The 20,965-nt window shown below is 65.5% G+C and carries 16 protein-coding genes and 1 tRNA gene; 8 read left to right on the top strand and 9 right to left on the bottom strand.

Going from position 1 to position 20,965, the window contains the following annotated elements:
- Positions 1–115 precede the first annotated feature (115 nt).
- Both ACI8U3_RS15170 and ACI8U3_RS15175 read right to left on the bottom strand, forming a co-directional pair.
- Positions 116–1,270: an OmpA family protein gene (locus ACI8U3_RS15170; RefSeq protein ID WP_415015708.1), complete on the bottom strand. Its 1,155-nt coding sequence runs from the start codon at positions 1,268–1,270 to the stop codon at positions 116–118.
- A gap of 257 nt (positions 1,271–1,527) precedes the next feature.
- Complete coding sequence (locus ACI8U3_RS15175) at positions 1,528–2,814, bottom strand: hypothetical protein (RefSeq protein WP_415015709.1); 1,287 nt, start codon at positions 2,812–2,814, stop codon at positions 1,528–1,530.
- A gap of 151 nt (positions 2,815–2,965) precedes the next feature.
- Between ACI8U3_RS15175 and ACI8U3_RS15180 the strand changes: the two genes are divergently transcribed.
- The 4 genes from ACI8U3_RS15180 (at position 2,966) to truA (ending at position 7,231) form a co-directional block, all read left to right on the top strand.
- Positions 2,966–3,042 (top strand) — tRNA-Arg (locus ACI8U3_RS15180).
- Between the two features lie 180 nt (positions 3,043–3,222).
- On the top strand, positions 3,223–5,472 hold the full coding sequence (katG, locus tag ACI8U3_RS15185) for a catalase/peroxidase HPI (RefSeq protein ID WP_415015710.1): 2,250 nt from the start codon (positions 3,223–3,225) through the stop codon (positions 5,470–5,472).
- Between the two features lie 92 nt (positions 5,473–5,564).
- Positions 5,565–6,479 (top strand): methionyl-tRNA formyltransferase, encoded by a 915-nt coding sequence (fmt, locus tag ACI8U3_RS15190; RefSeq protein WP_415015723.1) that lies wholly within the window; start codon positions 5,565–5,567, stop codon positions 6,477–6,479.
- Complete coding sequence (truA, locus tag ACI8U3_RS15195) at positions 6,479–7,231, top strand: tRNA pseudouridine(38-40) synthase TruA (protein ID WP_415015711.1); 753 nt, start codon at positions 6,479–6,481, stop codon at positions 7,229–7,231. The genes fmt and truA overlap by 1 nt, the downstream gene beginning before the upstream one ends.
- Before the next feature lie 4 nt (positions 7,232–7,235).
- On the opposite strand, the gene ACI8U3_RS15200 is transcribed toward truA, so the two are convergent.
- Positions 7,236–7,370, bottom strand: coding sequence for an entericidin A/B family lipoprotein (locus tag ACI8U3_RS15200; RefSeq protein WP_415015712.1), 135 nt, complete (start codon positions 7,368–7,370; stop codon positions 7,236–7,238).
- Between the two features lie 30 nt (positions 7,371–7,400).
- On the opposite strand from ACI8U3_RS15200, the gene ACI8U3_RS15205 reads away from it, so the two are divergent.
- A complete protein-coding gene (locus ACI8U3_RS15205) occupies positions 7,401–9,146 on the top strand; it encodes a thiamine pyrophosphate-binding protein (protein WP_415015713.1) in 1,746 nt (581 codons plus the stop codon).
- Between the two features lie 25 nt (positions 9,147–9,171).
- On the opposite strand, the gene ACI8U3_RS15210 is transcribed toward ACI8U3_RS15205, so the two are convergent.
- Entirely contained in the window at positions 9,172–12,255 is a 3,084-nt protein-coding gene (locus ACI8U3_RS15210) for an efflux RND transporter permease subunit (RefSeq protein WP_415015714.1), read from the bottom strand.
- Positions 12,256–12,264: 9 nt separating this feature from the next.
- Positions 12,265–13,428 carry an efflux RND transporter periplasmic adaptor subunit gene (locus ACI8U3_RS15215; protein WP_415015715.1) on the bottom strand — a complete coding sequence of 388 codons (1,164 nt, stop codon included), beginning with the start codon at positions 13,426–13,428 and terminating at the stop codon, positions 12,265–12,267.
- A 231-nt stretch (positions 13,429–13,659) separates the two neighbouring features.
- On the opposite strand from ACI8U3_RS15215, the gene lepA reads away from it, so the two are divergent.
- Entirely contained in the window at positions 13,660–15,468 is a 1,809-nt protein-coding gene (gene lepA, locus ACI8U3_RS15220) for a translation elongation factor 4 (protein WP_415015716.1), read from the top strand.
- A gap of 10 nt (positions 15,469–15,478) precedes the next feature.
- Here lepA and ACI8U3_RS15225 read toward each other — a convergent pair whose 3' ends face one another.
- The gene (locus ACI8U3_RS15225; protein WP_415015717.1) at positions 15,479–17,383 is read right to left on the bottom strand and encodes an NACHT domain-containing protein; all 1,905 of its coding nucleotides are present in this window, start codon (positions 17,381–17,383) and stop codon (positions 15,479–15,481) included.
- 171 nt (positions 17,384–17,554) lie between these two features.
- Between ACI8U3_RS15225 and ACI8U3_RS15230 the strand changes: the two genes are divergently transcribed.
- On the top strand, positions 17,555–17,806 hold the full coding sequence (locus ACI8U3_RS15230) for a hypothetical protein (protein ID WP_415015718.1): 252 nt from the start codon (positions 17,555–17,557) through the stop codon (positions 17,804–17,806).
- Here the strand turns inward: ACI8U3_RS15230 and ACI8U3_RS15235 are convergent.
- The 3 genes from ACI8U3_RS15235 to tadA form a co-directional block, all read right to left on the bottom strand.
- A complete protein-coding gene (locus ACI8U3_RS15235; protein WP_415015719.1) occupies positions 17,745–18,653 on the bottom strand; it encodes a DUF3883 domain-containing protein in 909 nt (302 codons plus the stop codon). The genes ACI8U3_RS15230 and ACI8U3_RS15235 overlap by 62 nt on opposite strands.
- A 139-nt stretch (positions 18,654–18,792) precedes the next feature.
- Positions 18,793–19,203 (bottom strand): MliC family protein, encoded by a 411-nt coding sequence (locus tag ACI8U3_RS15240; RefSeq protein ID WP_415015720.1) that lies wholly within the window; start codon positions 19,201–19,203, stop codon positions 18,793–18,795.
- 31 nt (positions 19,204–19,234) lie between these two features.
- The gene (gene tadA / locus ACI8U3_RS15245; protein ID WP_415015721.1) at positions 19,235–19,714 is read right to left on the bottom strand and encodes a tRNA adenosine(34) deaminase TadA; all 480 of its coding nucleotides are present in this window, start codon (positions 19,712–19,714) and stop codon (positions 19,235–19,237) included.
- A 12-nt stretch (positions 19,715–19,726) separates the two neighbouring features.
- On the opposite strand from tadA, the gene ACI8U3_RS15250 reads away from it, so the two are divergent.
- A partial coding sequence (locus tag ACI8U3_RS15250) for a pseudouridine synthase (protein ID WP_415015722.1) occupies positions 19,727–20,965 on the top strand: 1,239 nt, incomplete at its 3' end.

The raw sequence follows: 20,965 nt of genomic DNA on the forward strand, positions 1-20,965 counted from the left end.
CCACAAGAAAACGCCCCGCCTGGCGAGAGCCGGGCGGGGCGTTTGAAGTCTTGGCCGATGGCCGTCGACATCTTCCAGGTCCGTCCCTCCCGGCCGGAGCCGGGAGGTCTGGGTCTTAGAAGTTGATGTCGATGGTGGCGCGCCGGTTCAGCGGCTCACGCACGCCGTCCGCGGTCGGACGGGCCAGATCGGTTTCACCGCGGGCGTCCAGCTGGATCACGCCGCCGGAGACACCTTGAGCGACCAGGGCGTCAGCCACAGTGCGCGAACGGCGCTGCGACAGGCCGACGTTGTACTGGGCCGAACCCGAGGTGTCGGTGTGGCCGACGATCAGCACGCGGGTCGGGTTGCCCGACTTGGCGTGGTTGGCCGCAGCGGTCACCACCTGTTGCGCTTCCGCGGTCAGGTCCGAGCGATCCCAGTCGAAGTAGACCACGAACTGCTCAGCGGCCGGCGCCGGCTGAGCCGGAGGCGGGGGCGGGGGCGGCGGGGGAGGCGGCGGGGGAGGCGGCGGCGGCGGCGGGGGCGGAGGCGGCGGGGGAGCCGCGACCGGACCGAACGCATAACGCAGACCCACGGTCAGGGTGTGGCTGAAGTCATAGTCGCCTTCGAACGAACCGATGGCCGGGGCGCCGACCGTGGTCGTGTCCCAGCTGGTGTCGCCGGTCAGGTAACGATAGGTCAGATCCACATTGGCGCGCTCGCCCACGGCCCAGGCGAAGCCGGCCAGACCCTGGAACGCCAACTCGGCGCTGTCGTCGTCGGCCGACAGGGTCGCCGAACGGTCGCCGCGCAGATTGCCGATGGTGTCGATGGAAACCATGTTCGCGCCGACGCCCAGGCCGACGAACGGACGGAAGGTCCAATCCGGCGTGCCGAAGTCGTAGATGGCGTTGATGAACAGGGTGTTGGACTCGATATCACCCTCGGGCGAGAAGCACGGGCCCGTGGCGGGCGTCAGGTTGCAGAGACCCGACGGAACCGCATCGGTGAACCGGCGAACGGTGCCGATGTCGCCCGAGCGATGACCGCCCTCCAGTTCCACGCGCCAGTTGGGGTTCAGGCGATAGCCCAGACGCGCGAACGCGGCCCAGCCGTCATTGACTTCCCATTCCCAGGCCGGACCGGCGTCGGAACGAGCGTTGATGCCGTCCTCCATCCAGTGACCGCCCAGGTCGATCGCACCATACCAGCCGTCCGGCTCCGCCGACGCACTGGTCGCCGCGAAGAGCCCTGCCGCCGCAACACCGGCGAGAAGCTTCAACTTCATCTTGGTTCCTCATCGTCTAAAATGTTTTGCCCAAACCCCGACGCATGTGCGCGGCGCTCGAACCGACCGAACGGCCTACGCGCCGTGCGGTTCCCCGAAATAAGCCGCGATTGCGACAACTGTGGCGCCGTTCCAACACAAAAACGGCCGGCAAGGTCAAAAAACCCCCATCCCACAGCCCGACACGCGTGAGACGAGTTCACTCTCTGCAATTTAACACGATACGCGACAACTGACGCGTTCTGATCCTCGTCAACTCATCGGGACAGATCAGCCGGAAGCGTCTGGGAAGACAACAGGCTCTCTGTCACGTCCCACCGATCACCCAACTGGCTCTCGACCCAAGCCTGAACCATATCACGGCCCAGACCGTAATTTATGACATAGCTGCGATATCGCTCAATGAAGCTGAGCCTCTGCTCAGCCCTGTCGCGAGGTACAAGCGAGTAGGCCTGAAGCTGGTCCAGGGCCGTTTCCCTGTCGATGCGGCCGGCCAGGTAGTCCGCCGCGACGGTGTACTCGGCACGCTGCAAACCCCGCATCAGACCCAGCAGCTCGGCCTGGGCCTCAGCGGTGGCGGGATCCAGCCCGGCGAGCGGATAGAGAACCTCCCGCTCGAACCTCAGGCGTTCCTCGCCCGGGAAAGCCAGGTCGATGCCGTAGTTGGCGCTGCCTTCGGCGATGAACGACATCGGGCTGAACAACGGATAGACGCTCATCTCCATCCAGCCCTTCTCGTCCACGAAGGTGCGTTCCAGCAGGGCGTTGTAGACGTGGTGTCCGGGATAGCCTTCGTGACACCCCAGATCCACGGCCCGGTCGATGTATATGGGCAGGTCGGTGTTGATCTGGATCAGGCTGACTGCGTCGCCCTGATACCAGTTGTAGCCGGACCAGGGCTGATCGGTGACGAACTCCAGGGTGAAGCGTTCGTTCTCGGGAAGGTCGAAATGGCGGGCTGTGCGGGTGCGGCACTCGTCGATCGCGGCGCGCATCACCGCATCCAGCCGGTCCGTTGGGATGACGTAATCGCTGCGGAAGGCGGCGACCCGCTCATGAAGCGGCCCGTCGCCGGGGATCAGGGCGTCGATGCGGGCCAGGGTATCATCGTAGGCGGACAGGGGCGGGGTGTCGGGCCGGACGCCGAAAAGACCTTCCGCCTCATCGGCGAAAGCCGGCTCCTCCCCTGCGATCATGCGCAGGCGCGTGTCCGCCGCGCGCACATGGGCGACCAGATAGGCGCGCCTTTGAACCTCCTCATCCGACAGGCCACGGGTCGGGAGTCGCTCCAGACGTTCGGACAAGGCGGCCGCGGCCACGCGTAGCTGCTCCACCGTCCGGGGATTGGCCCGGGCCGTCTCGGCCCATTCCGGCGGACCATGATAGGCGTCCACGTAGCCGTCTTCCCGCTCGCCGATCTCCAGGGTCATGAGGACATAGTCCTGGGCGATGGCGTTCAGGCTGTCATCGCCGCGCCCCGAACAGGCGGCCAGCCCCAGGGCGCCGGCCAGCACCAGAGCGGAGATTGTGCGGCTTAGGCTCATGAAAAGGCCCCTTCGTTTCAGTGAGGGCGCACGCTAGGGCGCGCCCGAAGCGACGCCAAGCCCTCGCGGACACAGCGCGGCGATTCCGCATTGAGAAGCCGAGGGCCATGCTGTAAGCAACCGGCCTCTCGACGGGCGCCGCCCGCCGGACGCACCCGTAGCTCAGCTGGATAGAGCGTTGCCCTCCGAAGGCAAAGGTCACACGTTCGAATCGTGTCGGGTGCGCCATCTTTCTCTCCATGTCACCGGATGAGACCGCTTCGGCGGCGGGCTTCGCCATATGCGCGCTATGCGCGATGTCGATCTTGTATAAATTTCTTGATTGCCGTTTAGAACGTTTATCGATTTTCCTTTTGTCCGTGACGCGCGTAGGGTTTCGCCCTGCCCAGCGATAAACGGAGGAACATCATGGACGGTGAACGGAACGACCCCCTTGGCGGCTGCCCGATGAAGAAGCAGGGAGCCATGCGCTCGCTGCTGGGACGCACCAACCGTGACTGGTGGCCCAACCAGCTGTCGCTGGAAATCCTCCACCAGCAAGGGATCAACGGCGATCCCATGGGCGACGACTTCGACTACGCCGAGGCCTTCAAGTCGCTGGACTACGAGGCGGTCAAGCGTGACCTGCACGCCCTGATGACCGACAGCCAGCCCTGGTGGCCGGCGGACTATGGGCACTACGGCCCCTTCTTCATCCGCATGGCCTGGCACTCGGCTGGCACCTACCGCACCGGCGACGGCCGCGGCGGCTCCACCTCCGGGTCGCAGCGCTTCGCCCCCCTGAACAGCTGGCCGGACAACGCCAATCTGGACAAGGCCCGGCGCCTGCTGTGGCCTATCAAGCAGAAATACGGCGCCAAGCTCAGCTGGGCGGACCTCATGATCATGGCCGGCAATGTGGCCATCGAGTCCATGGGCGGGCCGGTGTTCGGGTTCGGCGGCGGCCGCGCCGACATCTGGGAGCCCGAGAAGGACATCTACTGGGGCACCGAGGAGGAGTGGGTCGGCTCTGAAGGCGCCCCGACCCGCATTCAGCCGGAGAAGGAAATGGTGCTGGAAAGCCCGCTGGCCGCCATCCAGATGGGTCTCATCTACGTCAATCCCGAGGGGCCGGGCGGCAATCCCGACCCGATCCAGTCGGGCCGCGACATCCGCGAGACCTTCGCGCGCATGGGCATGAACGACGAGGAGACCGTCGCCCTGACCGCCGGCGGCCACACCTTCGGCAAGTGCCACGGCGCCGGCGACGCCGCCAAGATCGGGGCCGAGCCCGAGGGCGCCGACATCGCCCAGCAGGGTCTGGGCTGGCAGTCCGGCCACGAGAGCGGCATGGGCGATCACACCATCACCTCGGGCCTGGAAGGTGCCTGGACCCCCACGCCGATCCAGTGGGACATGACCTATTTCGAGATGCTGCTGGACCACGAGTATGAATTGGTCCGCAGCCCGGCGGGCGCGCAGCAGTGGCAGCCGGTGGGCAATCCGGACGAGACTCTGGCCCCGGCCGCGCACACGCCCGGCAAACGCGTGCCGACCATGATGACCACCGCCGACATGGCCATGAAGATGGACCCGGAGTATCGCAAGATTTCCGAGCGCTTCCGCGCCAACCCGGACCAGTTCGCCGACGCCTTCGCGCGCGCCTGGTTCAAGCTGTGCCACCGGGACATGGGCCCCAAGGCCCGCTATCTGGGCCCGGAAGTCCCGGCCGAGGACCTGATCTGGCAGGACCCCATCCCGGCGCTGGATCACCCCGTCGTCGACGCCAACGACATCAAGACGTTGAAGGGCAAGATCGCGGATTCGGGCCTCAGCGTTTCCGAACTGGTCACCACCGCCTGGGCTTCGGCCTCCACCTATCGCGGATCGGACCACCGGGGCGGCGCCAACGGGGCGCGCATCCGCCTGGAGCCGCAGCGGAACTGGGCGGTCAACGAGCCCGAGAAGCTGGCCAAGGTCCTCAAGGTCTATGAAGGCATCAAGGCCGACTTCGACGCCTCGGCGGCGGGCGGGCGCAAGGTCTCCATCGCCGATCTGATCGTGCTGGGCGGCTCCGTCGGCATCGAGCAGGCGGCCAGGGCCGCGGGCCATGAGGTTGAGGTTCCCTTCACTCCCGGCCGCACCGACGCCAGCGCCGAACAGACCGACGCCGAAGGCTTCGACGTGCTGGAGCCCAAGGTGGACGGTTTCCGCAACTATCTGGGCGTGCGCTACAATGTGCCCACCGAGGAAGTGCTGGTGGACCGGGCCCAGCTGCTGGGCCTCAGCGCCCCGCAGATGACGGTTCTTGTGGGCGGCCTGCGGGTTCTGGGCGCCAACCACGGCGGCGCGAAGCACGGCGTGTTCACCGACCGTCCGGGCCAGCTGACCAACGACTTCTTCGTCAACCTGCTCGATATGGGCACGGCTTGGAAGGAAGTGGACGATCGGGGCGACGAGGTCTTCGTCGGCACCTGCCGCAAGACCGACGAGGAGAAGTGGACCGCGACGCGCACCGATCTGGTGTTCGGTTCCAACTCCCAGCTGCGGGCCCTGTCGGAGGTCTATGCGGCTTCTGACGCCAAGGCGAAGTTCGTGAAGGACTTCATCGCCGCCTGGGTGCAGGTGATGAACGCCGACCGCTTCGACCTGGCCCCGGCCTTGCGCCGCGCGGCCTGACCGTAATGCATCGCCGCGCCGGGGTCGCTCCGGCGCGGCGGTGATTACACCGCCGTCTTGTGGCGGCTGCTCGCATGAGGCAAAGCCGCGCCATGCGCATCGCCTTCATGGGAACTCCCGAATTCGCCGTGCCGTCGCTGGCCGAGCTGATCGCCGCCGGGCACGAGATCGTGGCCGTCTATTCCCAGCCGCCCCGTCCAAGAGGGCGCGGCCAGAAGCTGACCCCCTCCCCTGTCCACGCCTTCGCCGACAGCATGGGCCTGCCGGTGTTCACGCCTGACAGTATGAAATCGTCGGAGGCCATCGAGACGTTCCAGTCTCTGGACCTGGATGCGGCGGCGGTGGTGGCCTACGGCCAGATCCTGAGGAGCGAGGTGCTGGAAGCGCCGCGCCTGGGCTGTTTCAACCTGCACGGCAGCCTGTTGCCCCGCTGGCGCGGTGCGGCGCCCATCCAGCGGGCGATCATGGCCGGGGACCGCCAGACCGGCGTGCAGATCATGCGCATGTCCGAAGGTCTGGACGAGGGCCCGATCCTGCTGTCCGAAGTCATGGACATTCGCGACGATGACACCGCCGCCATCCTGTCGGAGCGCATGGCCCATGTGGGCGCAGGTCTTTGGCCCCGGGCCCTCGCGGCCATTGAGCGCGGGGGCGCGACGCCGGTCGAACAGGCGGGCGAGCCCACCTATGCGAAGAAGATCACCCCCGCCGAGGCGCGCATCGACTGGTCGCGTCCGGCGCCGGAGGTGGATTGCCATATCCGGGGCCTGTCGCCCTTCCCCGGCGCCTGGTTCGAGGGGCCGGACGGCACGCGGATCAAGGCGCTGATGTCGCGGGTCGAGGATGGGTCGGGCCCGGCTGGTCAGGTGCTGGACGACGCCCTTCTGATCGCCTGCGGGACCGGCGCGGTGCGCCTGACGCGGGTGCAGCGCGAGGGCAAGGGCGCGCAGGCGGCCGAGGAGTTCGTGCGCGGCTACGCGATCGCGGCCGGAACGGTTCTGGCCTGATGCCGCGCTATCGCCTGACGCTGGAATACGACGGCTCGGTCTTTAACGGCTATCAGGCGCAGGACAATCTGCCGACCGTGCAGGGCGTGGTGGAGGCGGCGATCCTGGCCTTCTGCGGTCAGGCCATCCGCCTGCAAGCCGCCGGGCGCACCGACACCGGAGTCCACGCCACCGGGCAGGTGGTCCACGCGGACCTGGACAAGGAATGGCCCGCCCGCACCGTCATGAACGCGCTCAACGCCCACATGATCGCGGCGCCGGTGTCGGTGCTGGCCTGCGAGACCGGGGGGCTGGATGACCGGGGCGAGGAGTGGCACGCCCGGTTCTCGGCGCGCGAGCGGCGCTATCTGTACCGCATCCTGAACCGCCCGGCCCCGCCAGCCCTGGACAAGGGCCGGGTCTGGCACGTGAAGAAGCCGCTGGACGTGGACGCCATGCATGCGGCGGCCCAGGTGTTCGTGGGCCACCACGACTTCACCACCTTCCGCGATGTGAACTGCCAGTCGAAATCGCCGGAAAAGACCCTGGACGTGGCGCGGGTGAGCCTTGTGGGCGAGGAAGTCCACCTGACCTTCGCGGCCCGCTCTTTCCTGCACCGGCAGGTGCGCTCCATGACCGGCACCCTGGCCGAGGTGGGAGCCGGCCGCTGGACGATCGACGACGTGCGCGCGGCGCTGGAGGCGCGCGATCGCACCGCCTGCGGGCCGGTGGCCCCGGCCTGCGGCCTCTATCTGACAGGTGTCGGCTACTGAGAAATCAGCAGCTGCCCTGAACGGTGCACTGCACCCCTTCGCCCGCGGCCTCCAGATCCTGACCCACCCCGCGCACGGTGTTGCAGGCGGATACGGTCAGGGTGAGGGCGGCGAGGGCCAGAACGGCGAGCTTGCGCATGGGAGATCTCCACGAAAATCCGGTGGCGGAATGTCGAGCTTCGCCGTGGGTTCCGCAAGCACAATAGGCGCCGCCGCGCGCGATCTGCTAGTCACCGTGACCATGACGCACACCCGCTCCCAGCCGCAAGGCACCGCCGCCCGCCGCCTGGTGGAAACCCTCGTCGTGAACGGCATCGACACGGTCTTCTGCGTGCCGGGCGAAAGCTATCTGGCCGTGCTGGACGCATTGGCCGATGTGAAGGACCAGATCCGGGTCGTCACCTGCCGCCACGAGGCGGGCGCCGCCAACATGGCCGAGGCTTACGGCAAGCTGACCGGCAAGCCGGGCGTATGCATGGTCACGCGCGGGCCGGGCGCAACCCACGCCGCCATCGGGGTGCACACGGCCCATCAGGACTCCACCCCCATGATCCTGTTCGTGGGCCAGATCGCCCTGACCGACCGGGGACGCGGCGCCTTTCAGGAGGTGGACTACCGCGAGGTGTTCGGCGGTCTGGCCAAATGGGCCACCGAGATCGAGACCCCCGCGCGCACGGTTGAGATCGTGGAGCGCGCCTTCGCCACCGCGCTTCAGGGCCGCATGGGGCCGGTGGTGGTGGCCCTGCCCGAGGACATCCTGCATGACGACGGCGGCCCCGCGCCGGTCCGCGCCGTGACGCCCGCCCGCGCGGCCCTGCCCGCCGCCTTCGTGGCGCAGGTGCGCGAGAAGCTGGCGAGCGCCGAACGCCCCCTGCTGGTGCTGGGCGGCTCGGGCTGGACCCAGGAGGCGTCGGACGCGGTGGCGGGATGGTGCCAACGCATAGGCCTGCCGGTCAGCCTGTCGTTCCGGCGCAAGGACATCCTGAAGAACGACCACCCCTGCTACGTCGGCGACCTGGGTCTGGGCTGCAATCCCAAGCTGATGGCGCGGGCGAAGGACGCGGACCTGATCATCGCCGTCGGCGCGCGTCTGGGCGAGAACCCCACCCAGGGCTACACCCTGTTCGAGCGCGAAGGTCTGGCCGACCGGCTGATCCACATCCATCCCGGTCCCGAGGAACTGGGCCGGGTCTGGCCGACCCTGATGTCGGCCGCGGCGGACAATTCCCTCGCGGGTCTGGCCCTGTCCGAGATCGATCCGGGCCGGACATGGCATGATGAGGCGAAGGCCGGCCATGCCGACTATCAGGCGTTCTCGACGCCGGTGCCTGTCACGGGCGCGGTGAACCTGAGCGAATGCATGGCGCACCTGAATGACGCCCTGCCGCCTACGGCCGTGGTCACCAACGGCGCCGGCAATTTCGCCGCCTGGCTGCATCGCTTCTATCGCCACAAGGCGTGCCGCACCCAGCTGGCGCCGACGTCAGGCGCCATGGGCTACGGTTTTCCCGCCGCCATCGCGGCCAAGGCGGTGCATCCGGACCGGGAGGTCATCTGCATCGCCGGCGACGGCGACTTCATGATGCTGGCCCAGGAGCTGGCCACCGCCGTTCAGCACGAGCTGAACATCATCACTGTGGTGGTGGACAACGGCACCTACGGCACCATCCGCATGCACCAGGAAGGCCACTATCCGGGCCGGGTCATCGCCACCGACCTGAAGAACCCGGACTTCGTGAAATATGCGGAGGCGTTCGGCGCCTTCGGGGTGCGCTGTGATCGGACCGAGGATTTCTCCTCGGCCCTGACGGCGGCGCGCGCGGCGGCGAAGACCCAGCCCGCCCTGATCCACCTGATCACCGACGCAGAGGACATCGCGCCCAACCGCACCATCAGCGGCATGCGGAAGGGATAAAGATCGGCCGAGCGAGGCAGACCGGCTACTCCGCCGGCAACGGCTGTTCCTGTTCCAGCGAAACCTCTTCGTGCTTGCGACCGAGAATGCGACGAACGAAGCGCGAGAAGTCGTCCACGATGGTGAAGATCGCCGGGATGAACAGCAGCGACAGGAAGGTGGACGAGATCAGCCCGCCCACCACCGCAATGGCCATGGGCGAACGGAACTCAACGTCCGCACCCCAGCCGACGGCCACCGGCAGCATGCCGGCGCCCATGGCGAAGGTGGTCATGATGATCGGCCGCGCCCGCTTGTGCGCCGAGTCCATGATGGCGTCATAGCGGCTCATGCCCTCCTGCTCGGCGATGATGACGTAGTCCACCAGCAGGATCGAGTTCTTGGCCGCGATGCCCATCAGCATCAGGATCCCGATCAGCGACGAGATGGAGAAGCTTGACCCGGCCAGCAGCAGGGCCACGAAGGCGCCGGCGATGGCCAGGGGCAGGGCCGCCATGATGGTGATCGGATAGGCGAAGCTTTTGAACAGCAGCACCAGCACGGCGTACATCAGCAGGATGCCGGTCGAGAAGGCGATGATGAAGCCCGTCAGCAACTCCTGAATGAACTCCTCATCGCCGGCGGGCGTCTGGCGGACGCCGGGTGGCAGGTTCTGGACGGACTCCAGCTGGTTGACCGCCTGGGCGGCCTCGCCGGAAACGATGCCGTCCAGTTCGGCGGTGATGGTGGCCACGCGCGCCCGATCCTGACGGGTGATCTGGGACGGCCCGGCGCCGAAGCGGATGTCGGCCACCGACGCCAGCGGCACGCTGTTTCCGGTATTGGTGGGCACCTGAAGCGTCTCCAGCACCGAAAGGTCCTCGCGCGCGTCCTCGGTCAGCAGCAGGCGGATCGGAATCTGGCGGTCGCCCAGATTGTATTTGGGCAGGTTCTGGTCCACGTCGCCCAGGGTGGCCACGCGAACGGTCTGCGAAATGGCCCCGGTGGACACGCCCATCATGGCCGCCTGATCGGTTCGCGGGGTGACCAGAATTTCGGGCCGCGCGATGGCGGCGGTGTTCACCACATTGGCCAGCCCCGGCACGCCGCGCATGTCCGCCTCGATCTGGCGCGCCGCCGCCTGAAGCGCCTCGCCGTCGTCGCTGAGGATGGAGAAGGTGTAGCTGGTGCCGTCGCTCGGCCCGCCGCCCTGCTGGGCGATGCCGGCGCCGATGCGGGCCCCGGGAATGGCTTCCCATTCGTCCACCATTTCGCGGGCGAACGCCTGCTGGGTCATGGTCCGGTCTCCCGGCTCCACCATGTCCGCATAGACATAGGCCTGGCGCGGGTCCGAACCGCCGATGGAGGCGTAGACCGAGGTGACCTCGGGCCGCTCCAGCAGTTCGCGGGTCATGCGCTGGACCACTGCGTCGGTCTGGCTGAGGGTCGATCCCGGCGGCAGTTCGGCCGAGAACGAGGCGCGCGACTGATCTCCGGCCGGCTGGAACTCGAATGGCAGCATGGGCGCCAGGAAGAGGGAGCCGATAAACAGGGCGGTGCCTATGGCGAACACCTTCCAGCGGTTGCCCAGCACCCAGGCCAGGGCCCGGATGTAGCGGTGCATCCAGAAAGGGTCCTTGTCCTCATGCTTTTCGTCCCGCTTCAGCATGTAGGCGGCCATGAGAGGCGTCAGGGTGCGCGCCACCAGCAGCGAGAAGCCGACCGAGACGCAGGAGGCGATGGCGAAGGCCTTGAAGAACTGGCCCACGATGCCGGGCATGAAGCCGGTGGGCGCGAACACGGCGATGATGGTGGCGGTGGTGGCCACGACGGCCAGACCGATCTCGTCCGCCGCCTCCATGGCCGCGTCATAGGGCTTCTTGCCCCCGCGCATGTGGCGAACGATGTTTTCGATCTCGACGATGGCGTCGTCCACCAGGATGCCGATGGTCAGCGACAGCGCGAGTAGCGTTACGCCGTTCAGCGACTGGCCGGTCAGCTCCAGAATAGCCATGGTCGGAATGATCGACATGGGCATGGCCGTCGCCGCGATGATCGTGGCGCGCCAGTCGCGCAGGAACACGAACACAACCACCACCGCCAGGACGGCGCCCAGAAGCAGGGCCTCGATGGAGGCCAGATAGCTTTCCTCGATGTATTCGACGTTGGCGCTGATCTGCTCAATGGTGACGTCGTCGTTCTGCTCATCCAGACGAGCCACAGCCTCGCGGACCCGTTCCGCAGTGCGGACTTCGGAGGCGTCGCGTGAGCGCAGGAAGTTGAAGGTCACCACCTCCTGGCCGTTGAAGCGGGCCATGCGGCGCGGCTCGGTCCAGCTGTCCTCCACCGCGCCCAGATCCCGCAGGCGCACCGTGCCGCCGCCCGACAGAGGGATCAGGGTTTCACGCAACTGCTCGATGGAATCCGCGGAGCCCAGGGTGCGGATGGCGCGTTCCGATCCGGCCACGGTGATGCGGCCGCCCGGCAGGTCTGAGTTGACGCTGGTCAGCGCCTGGCTGACCGCCGCCGCCGTGACGCCATATGAGGCCAACCGGTCCGGATCCAGCTCGACACGGATTTCACGGTCCACCCCGCCCTGGCGGTTGACCTCGCCCACACCGGACACGGACAGCAATTCACGGCTGACCGTATTGTCCACGTACCAGCTGAGCTCTTCCGGGCTCATGGTCGGCGAGCGGACCACATAGGTGATCAGGGAATCGCCGGTGATGTCGATGCGCTGGACCGCCGGCTCCTGCATGTCCTGGGGCAGGTCGCCGCGCAGGCCGCTCATGGCGTTGCGCACGTCGTTGGTGGCGCGCTCGGTGTCGGTGCCGAGCTCGAACTCGATGGTTGTCGAGGAGACGCCGTCCGAGACATTGGAATAGACCCGGCGCACACCCGACAGGCTGGTGATCGAGTCCTCGATCAGGCGCGTGACCTGGACTTCCATTTCGGCGGGCGCGGCGCCCGGCCGCACGGCCGATACGGCCACAAGCGGGAAGTCGATGTCGGGATTGTTGTTGATCCGCATCGACATGAAGCTGATCGATCCCGCCAGCGTCAGGATGATGAACAGCAGGATGATCGGGATCGGATTCTTGATCGACCAGGAGGATATTTGGTTCATGGCGCCGCCTTACTCCGCCGCCGCCGCTGATGCGGCGGGCCGGGCCGGCTGAGCCACGGTGACCCGGTCGCCGTCGCCGAGGAAGCCGGCGCCCTCGACCACCACGCGCGCGCCCTCGGCTACACCTTCCACCGAGGTGAACTCGTCGGTGCGCGAAAGAATCTCGATGGGCTGGAACGTCACGCTGCCCTCGTTCCCCAGCACGAACACGCCGGGGCGGTTCTCGCGGTACAGCACCGACGGGGTCGGCACGGTCACGGTGGGGCTGGCGCCCACGTCGATGGCGGCGCGGGCGAACATGCCTGGCTGAAGGCCGCTGTTTCCGGTCAGGGCGATACGCGCCACACCCAGACGAGTCTGGGCGTCCACTTCAGGCGTCACGATGCGGACGCGGCCCGTGGCGGAGCCGACGCCGTCAGAGGTGACCGTGGCCGTCTGACCGGCCCGGATCAGGCCCAGCTCCGTTTCCGGCACCCGGGCGTCCAGCTCCAGCCGTCCGTCCCGGACCATGCGGAACAGTTCGGTCCCGGCCGAGACGATCTGGCCGCGCGTGACGTTGCGGCTAATGACCAGACCGGACACCGGCGCACGGATGGTGGTCTGGTTCAGGCGGGTCTGTGTCTCGGACAGCGCCGCCCGGGCCGAGGCCAGCTGGGCCTCCGCCGCGCGCTGTTCGGAAATGGCCAGGTCGAGCGACGCCTGGGCCAGGAAGCCCCGCTCGCGCAGTTCGCGGGCGCGGCCCAGTTCGGTGTTCTCGCGCTCGGCGTTGGCCTCCGCCGACGACACCGCCGCCTCCTGCTGAGCCAGCTGGGCCCGCAGCAGGGCGTCGTTCAGCTGCACCAGGGCCTGTCCCTGACGCACATAGGCGCCCTCATCCACATAGACGGCCGTGGCGGTTAGGCCGCCGGTCTCGGCGCCCACCGGCACTTCCTCCCAGGCGGAAATGGTGCCCGACGCCGTCACTGTGCGGGCCAGATCCTGGGTCGCGGCCGTGGCCACAGTCACCGTCTGTGATGAGGCGCCGCCGCCTTCCTCGCCCGCCGCCTTTTCGTCACCGCCATGTCCGCCGCATGCGGCCAGGGCCAGCAACGCGCATGCGCCGAGGGCGGCCATGCCGCCGCGCAAATGTTTCGAGAGGCGATCGCCGGTTCCGGCCGCGGTCGTCTGCGCCACGCCATGCTTCCTTCATCTGGTCGCACGACCGCGGGGGAGGAGGCGGCGCGCGCAAGGCCGGAGTCCAACCGACACCGACAGACCGGCTGATTAGACGGTTTGGTCCCGCCTCTCAAACGATCTTAGGGTGTATTACGACATCTTAATCCGTAACGGTTTCAGAGACGGAAGCGGCAGGGCGTCTCCGCGCCGCGCTTGGCGGCCCCCCGACGGCGTGATACCGGCGCGGTCATGAGCCAGACGCCGCTTGAACGCATCCGCAATTTTTCCATCGTTGCGCACATTGACCACGGGAAATCGACGCTGTCGGACCGCCTGATCCAGGCGACCGGCGGCCTGACCGTGCGGGAGATGCGCGAGCAGGTGCTCGACAACATGGAGATCGAGCAGGAGCGGGGCATCACCATCAAGGCCCAGACCGTGCGCCTGACCTACAAGGCGAAGGACGGGCTGGATTACGTCCTGAACCTGATGGACACCCCGGGGCACGTGGACTTCGCCTATGAGGTCTCGCGCTCCCTCGCCGCCTGCGAGGGCTCGATCCTCGTCGTGGACGCGTCGCAGGGCGTGGAGGCCCAGACCCTGGCCAATGTCTATCAGGCCATCGACAACAACCACGAGATCGTCCCGGTCCTCAACAAGATCGACCTGCCCGCCGCCGAGCCCGAGCGCGTGCGCGAACAGATCGAGGACGTCATCGGCATCGACGCCTCCGACGCCGTCCTCTGCTCGGCCAAGTCCGGCATCGGCATCGAGGACGTGCTGGAGGCCATCGTCACCCGCCTGCCCGCCCCCAAGGGCGACCCGGACGCCCCGCTGAAGGCCATGCTGGTGGACGCCTGGTACGACCCCTATCTGGGCGTCATCCTGCTGGTGCGCGTGTTCGACGGCCACCTGCGCGCCGGCCAGCGCGTCACCTTCATGCAGAACGGCACCACCCATCTGGTGGACCGGGTCGGCGTCTTCCTGCCCAAGAACACCCCGGTGGAGAGCCTCGGCCCCGGCGAGGTCGGCTTCATCACCGCCCAGATCAAGGAAGTGGCCCACGCGGCCGTCGGCGACACCATCACCGACGAGAAGCGCCCCACCGCCACCCCGCTGAAAGGCTTCAAGGAAGTCCAGTCGGTGGTGTTCTGCGGCCTGTTCCCCGTGGACGCCGCCGATTTCGAGGACCTGCGCGCCGCCATCGGCCGCCTGCGCCTGAACGACGCCAGCTTCACCTATGAGATGGAGTCCAGCGCGGCCCTGGGCTTCGGTTTCCGCTGCGGTTTCCTGGGCCTGCTGCATCTGGAGATCATCCAGGAGCGCCTGAGCCGCGAGTTCAATCTGGACCTGATCGCGACCGCCCCCAGCGTGGTCTACAAGATCGCCATGCGCGACGGGTCCGAGATCGACCTGCACAACCCCGCCGACCTGCCCGACGTGATGCAGATCCTCGAGATCAGCGAACCGTGGATCAAGGCCACCATCCTGACCCCCGACGAGTATCTGGGCGGGGTCATCAAGCTGTGTCAGGACCGCCGCGGCAGCCAGGTCGAACTGTCCTACGTCGGCAGCCGCGCCCTGGTGGTCTATGAGCTGCCCCTGAACGAGGTGGTGTTCGATTTCTACGACCGGCTGAAATCCATCTCCAAGGGCTACGCCAGCTTCGATTACGAGCTGTCGGGCTACAAGCCCGGCGATCTGGTCAAGATGAACATCCTGGTCAACGCCGAGCCGGTGGACGCCCTCAGCATGCTGGTCCACCGCAACCGCGCCGAGACCCGCGGCCGCGGCATGGTGGAGAAGATGAAGGAGCTGATCCCGCCCCACATGTTCGTCATCCCCATCCAGGCGGCCATCGGCGGCAAGATCATCGCCCGCGAAACCGTCCGCGCCCTGCGCAAGGACGTGACGTCGAAGTGTTATGGCGGCGACGCCACCCGCAAGAAGAAGCTGCTGGAGAAGCAGAAGGCCGGCAAGAAGCGCATGCGCCAGTTCGGCAAGGTGGAGATCCCGCAGGAAGCCTTCATCGCGGCACTGAAGATGGATGATGATTGAGGGTCAGGGCTTAGTCCTCGTCGGTGTCGGGCTTCCGAATCCCCCCACGCAAATCACCTTCGACACGGCCAACGTTGGCGACCATTGCACGTCGGAAGATGTTTAAGGGGGATGCCTCCCTGATGGTTTTTCGCTCCTCAAGAAGCCTCTGCCACTCCACCAACATCGCGATAATTCGCTTAGATATCGGTTCCCAAATTTCGAGTTCAGATAGAAAAGCGGCGTTGTTGCTGTCCGACAAATCGATAGTGTAATCATCCGAACCAACTATGCCGCTCCTGATGTCTTTCGGCACAGGAAGCGCAGGAATTCTGTCCACGATTCTCTTTCTTATTTCGTTTGACTTGCTGCCCTTTTTGCCTCTAACGACCTTTATAAAATCAAACACAAATCCTTCAGGATTATCGTCCACTAAACGGATGTAAACACCGAAGTTTTTCGATTTTTGACCTACTCCCAGCGTGAAATACGCGGAATCGCCGCTTAAACTCATGGAGGGTAATGTCGATCTAACGACATTAAAATATTTTCTGTCCTGATAATTCTTTCTGTACTCATCAAGATCGCTTTCCAATGTTGGAGAAAGCCAGACCTCGTCAAATCTCCCAGGATTTATGGCGTAGGCCATTTGTATAACTGAGTCGGTGTCGTCCCGTGTCTTGACCACATTTACACACTCGCGCGCGACGCTGCTGGCAGCAGTAGATATGTAATGGGCACAAAAAAACTCTTGGAAACTTCTATGGAAAAATTTGTACTCAAGCCCGTCTCTATTTATCATAGACACGGATTCAATAAGATCTTCCTTCAGAAGATCGGCTTTAATATTATAGCCAGAACTTCGGATTGCTGTATTTAGATCATTTATAAATTCTACTTCTGAGAATTCAAATTTATCCGTTGCATATGTTATGGCGGAAAAATTGTCCAGTACATGCTGCATCTGGGCCACGTCGAGATTGCTGAGTATATCTCGATTAAATCCGTTATCCTTCTCTCCGTCATGCCTGGTAAAAAGCACCTCGTAAGCTTGCTGATAGTATATATGAAGCCTATCAGGAACTTCGGCAAACCTCCTGTACGTCAGGAGCATGAGAGAGCAGAGAAGGGGGTTAGATAGAAGGCTTCTGTGCTTCTCATATAGGTGATATTCAAGCTCTCTTACAAAACGCTGTTTAGGGTCTTCAGGAAAATCTATTGATCTTATAAGATTTATTGCCTGATTTTTTTCAAACGGCGCTACGTGATACTCCGCTACGCTGGCAGGGGACGCATATCTGTCGCCATATCTAGTAGTCAGTATTATATTCAAATTAGGAAATTCATTTATCAACTGCCCTACGCTTGAATTAACGGAAGGACGAATTTTATGAGACACCTCGTCAAGAGCATCTAGCATAAGCTCTATTTTACCGTTCTTGAGAAGCTTTCTGAAAATTTCGACGTTAATCCACGGAAGCATCGAAAGGGCATGATTATAGACGTGCTCAAAAAGGGTAGTGTAGTTGCTATTAAGACCTCTAAGCTCAAAAAGTATCGGAATTTTTTGTCCGTTACCAATGGTACGTATGAAGTGATTCTTTAAGAATAGCGTCTTGCCAGCGCCAGCATTACCTCTGATCACGATCTTTTTTGACCTAGTTAGCTCCTGTATTATTTGAGATTCTGTATAAATAGATCCGGCGAGTCGAAAATTGAGCGGTTGATATATATCCAGAAGGTTAGATGGACGTTCAGAAACAATCGTTCTGACCTGACCGTACGTAGTCATGTAATGATTTGCATAGTCGCGTAAGTTGTTTTCGACAAATGGTTGAGTAGCCACAAGTGAATTTGTAATTTTCTTAACTGTACTATTGTATATGTCGCCGATCACATATGCGGCGAATCGTGCCGCTGAGTCACCCACATCCATCAGTCCCCTCCGCCATTAAGCTACCTCGCGGCACCCTAGCACTCCGCGGTTTTGGTGAAAGCGCCTCATGAATGCGCCCCGCCTCCGACATGAGGGCGGCAAAACGTCAGCAGCAGGGGCGATGGCGCAAACCAGAAATTACCCCGAAGATGCCTTAGAAGGAGGAGTCTAATGGACAAGACGCAGTGGACCACCGCCGTCGATCAACTGATGCGCCGCGACTGGCAAATCGGCGTTGATGACGCGGGCATCGACGAACAGCAACTGGCCGACCATTGGCGCGGCGGTGAAACACCCGCCGCGTTCGTGGATTGGTTCGCTGAGAAGTACGATCTGATCCGGTTCGAACGCAGCCCCTCGGTCAGAACCGCGCCCGCCACGTCTCCGCGCTCAGGTTCACGGCGGCCTCCAGCGGGGGCTTGATCTGGAACAGGCCCGGCGTCGTGGGCAGGTCGTGGAGGCGGTAGAGGCGCCACGCGTCGGGGCGTTCCTGTGACACCTCCCGCTCGGTGCGGGTCAGGAAGAAGTCTGTGGTGGCGCCGCCGCGCGTGGCCTTGACCTCTATCAGGCGCTCGCGGCCGTCAGGGGCGTAGCTGCGGATATCGTAGCCGGCGCCGTCGCCGCGTTCCTGCGACGTCCATTCGATCTTGCGCGCCAGATCCGCTCGGTCATTGGCGATGAGGAAGGCGCGTTCGTGGTCGAACACGCGCTGTTCGCCCATCAGGCCGAGGACGCGGTTGCGGTGGTCGCGGGCGGCGGGGTCGAATTTGCGGATGATGCGGACGAGGCCCGGGGGGCGGGGCTTGGCCGGGTTGGGGGTGGGCGGGGTTGTTGTGGGGATGATGGAGCCCGGAGCGGCTGCCCCCTCCACCGCCTGCGGCGGTCCCCCTCCCCCAAAGGGGGAGGAATAAGTCGCGCCGTCTTCGGCGAAGCCGGGAGTTTGGCCCGGCATGCCGAGGGCCCAGGCATCGGGGCGGGCGGTGAGATAGCGGTCCAACGCGTCGAAGATGGCGGCCTGATAATTGGCCATGGGGCGATAGCCGCGGATGGTGGGCAGGCCCAGTTCGGTCAGCACGGCCGAGATGTTCATGTGCTTGAACTCGACCGAGCGGTGCGAGCGGCCGGTCCGCTCCATCAGGGCGCGGGCGTGGTGCGCCTTCACATAGGGCTGGCCTTCGGACTGGGCGCGCAGCATGGCGAAGTGGTCCGCCACGATGGCGTCCAGCTCATCGTCCGACCAGTGGCTGCCTGTGACGCCGTGTTCCGCCAATGCGTTGTCCCCCGCCAACCCAAGGTAGCGGGATGGAGGCGGGTTTGACCAGGCGGGTTGTTGGGCGATGGCGCGCGTGTTGGCGAAGCCTGTGTCTCTGGATCGTCCGGTCTAGCCGGACGATGGCGCGGCGGTCCGCCTAGTCCACGGCGCGGCAGGTGGTGGGCTCCAGATTTTCGGCGGTCCAGGTGGCCATGGAACCCTCGCCGCGCAGCTCATAGCCGCTGGCGGTGTACCAGATGCCGTCGCCGGAGCGTTGCTGGCGCAGGTCCACGGCCTTGCCGCTGACCATGCGCACCGTGGCCATCTGGCGGGCGTTGTCGAAATCCACGCTGAGCCGTTCGCCGTTGTTGCACAGGTAAACGGCGCGGATGGTGCGGGTCAGGATGCGTTCCTGAATCTCCGCCCCTGTACGGCGGCGGGCGGTCTGGGCCTCCAGCGCGCGGTCCTGAACCTCGTCGCTGTCGGTGGGCGCCTCGGCCGGCTCGGGACCGCAGGCCCCCATGGCGAGGGCGGACAGGATCAGAAGGCAGGCGGTGAAAGCGCGCACGGCGGCGACCTTGGCTGTTTCAGGCGCAAGCCTAACGCGACTCGCTCGGCGCCTGTTCCGCCGCCTTGCGGCCGGGCTTGCGGCGGGCGGCGAAGAAAGCCTTGAGCACGGCGCCCGCTTCGTCGGCCAGAAGGCCGCCCTCGGTGGCCGGGCGGGAGTGGCAGGTGGGCTGGTCGAAGAATTTCGGGCCGTGGATCACCGCGCCGCCCTTGGGATCGTCGGCGGCCCAGACCACCCGGCCGATGCGGGCGTGGCTGATGGCCCCGGCGCACATGGCGCAGGGCTCCAGCGTCACATAGAGAGTCAGGTCGGTGAGGCGATAGTTCTGCAGGCTTTCCGCCGCCTCGCGGATGGCGCGCACCTCGGCGTGGGCGGTGGGGTCGTGCAGGGCCACGGGGCGGTTGGCGCCGGTTCCGATGATCCTGCCAGTGGCCTCATCGACGACAATTGCGCCCACGGGGACCTCTCCGGCCTCCGCTGCGGCTTGCGCTAGATCAAGCGCCGTGCGCATGAACCGCTCATCATGGTCCGCCATTTCAAAGACACCGACAAGACGCCCCGACCGGGCCAGGCCGAAAAGCGTTTCGGCGGCCCCGGCGGCAAGAAGAGCCCCTCTCATAGCGGGAAAAGGGACGACGCCAAGACCTCGTTCTCCAAAGGACCGGGTCGCCCCGGCGGCAAGCCGGGCGGCAAGGACGACCGGGACGCGGCCAAGGCGCCCCTGCGTCAGGAGCGCATCGCCAAGGTCATGGCCCGCGCCGGCATCGCCTCGCGCCGCGAGGTGGAGCGGCTGATCGGCCTGGGCAAGGTGGCGGTCAACGGCCGCATCCTGGACACGCCCGCCACCCTGGTCACCCGCGACGACGTCATCACCGTGGACGGCAAGCCCATCGGCACCATCGCCGCCACACGGGTCTGGCGCTACAATAAGCCGGTGGGTCTTCTGACTACCCACAACGATCCGGCCGGGCGGCCGACCGTGTTCGACGCCATGCCCGCAGGCCTGCCGCGCGTGATCTCGGTGGGGCGGCTGGACATCAACACCGAGGGTCTGCTGCTGCTGACCAACGACGGGGAGCTGGCGCGGGCGCTGGAGCTGCCCACGTCCGCCTTGGTGCGCCAATACCGGGCCCGCGCCCGGGGCCGCGTGACCCAGGAGCAGCTGGACAGGCTGAAGGACGGCGTCACCGTCGACGGCGAACGCTACGGCCCCGTCGAGGCGACGCTGGACAAGGTCAAGGAGAAGGCCGCCGACACCGACAGCCGGGCGCCCGCCAATCTATGGATCAGCGTCTCCATTACCGAGGGCAAGAACCGCGAGGTGCGCAAGGTGCTGGAGTCCGTCGGCCTGACGGTGAACCGGCTGATCCGTCTGGCCTACGGCCCGTTCCAGCTGGGCACGCTGGAGACCGGCCATGTGGAGGAAGTGGGCCCCCGCGTGATCCGCGAGATGCTGGCCCAGTACATCCGCCCCGAGAATCTGCCCCAGGGCAACACGGTCGAGACCCCGGCGCCGATCCCCGGCCGCCGCCCGTCCGGATCGGTGGTGCGCGGCAAGTCCGGCTCGGCCATGTCGGACCCTTCGCGCAAGCCCAGCCGCACCCGCGCCGCCGAGGCGGCTGTCGAGGAAGCCGAGAAGCGTCCCGCCAAGAAGGAAGGCTGGGCCAAGGCCAAGCCCCGAAGCAGCCCCGGCGGCGACCGGCCCAAGCGGCCGTTCAAACCGCGCGAGGAGCGGACGGACGGCGAGCGCCCCCGCCGCGAC

It is taken from the genome of Brevundimonas sp. (genome assembly GCF_047617075.1).
Classification (GTDB): Bacteria; Pseudomonadota; Alphaproteobacteria; order Caulobacterales; family Caulobacteraceae; genus Brevundimonas.

Coding starts and splice junctions, on each gene's coding strand:
- ACI8U3_RS15170 (WP_415015708.1), bottom strand. CDS start 1,270: ATGAAGTTGAAGCTTCTCGCCGGTGTTGCGGCGGCAGGGCTCTTCGCG.
- ACI8U3_RS15175 (WP_415015709.1), bottom strand. CDS start 2,814: ATGAGCCTAAGCCGCACAATCTCCGCTCTGGTGCTGGCCGGCGCCCTG.
- katG (WP_415015710.1), top strand. CDS start 3,223: ATGGACGGTGAACGGAACGACCCCCTTGGCGGCTGCCCGATGAAGAAG.
- fmt (WP_415015723.1), top strand. CDS start 5,565: ATGCGCATCGCCTTCATGGGAACTCCCGAATTCGCCGTGCCGTCGCTG.
- truA (WP_415015711.1), top strand. CDS start 6,479: ATGCCGCGCTATCGCCTGACGCTGGAATACGACGGCTCGGTCTTTAAC.
- ACI8U3_RS15200 (WP_415015712.1), bottom strand. CDS start 7,370: ATGCGCAAGCTCGCCGTTCTGGCCCTCGCCGCCCTCACCCTGACCGTA.
- ACI8U3_RS15205 (WP_415015713.1), top strand. CDS start 7,401: ATGTCGAGCTTCGCCGTGGGTTCCGCAAGCACAATAGGCGCCGCCGCG.
- ACI8U3_RS15210 (WP_415015714.1), bottom strand. CDS start 12,255: ATGAACCAAATATCCTCCTGGTCGATCAAGAATCCGATCCCGATCATC.
- lepA (WP_415015716.1), top strand. CDS start 13,660: ATGAGCCAGACGCCGCTTGAACGCATCCGCAATTTTTCCATCGTTGCG.
- ACI8U3_RS15225 (WP_415015717.1), bottom strand. CDS start 17,383: ATGGATGTGGGTGACTCAGCGGCACGATTCGCCGCATATGTGATCGGC.
- ACI8U3_RS15230 (WP_415015718.1), top strand. CDS start 17,555: ATGGACAAGACGCAGTGGACCACCGCCGTCGATCAACTGATGCGCCGC.
- tadA (WP_415015721.1), bottom strand. CDS start 19,714: ATGCGCACGGCGCTTGATCTAGCGCAAGCCGCAGCGGAGGCCGGAGAG.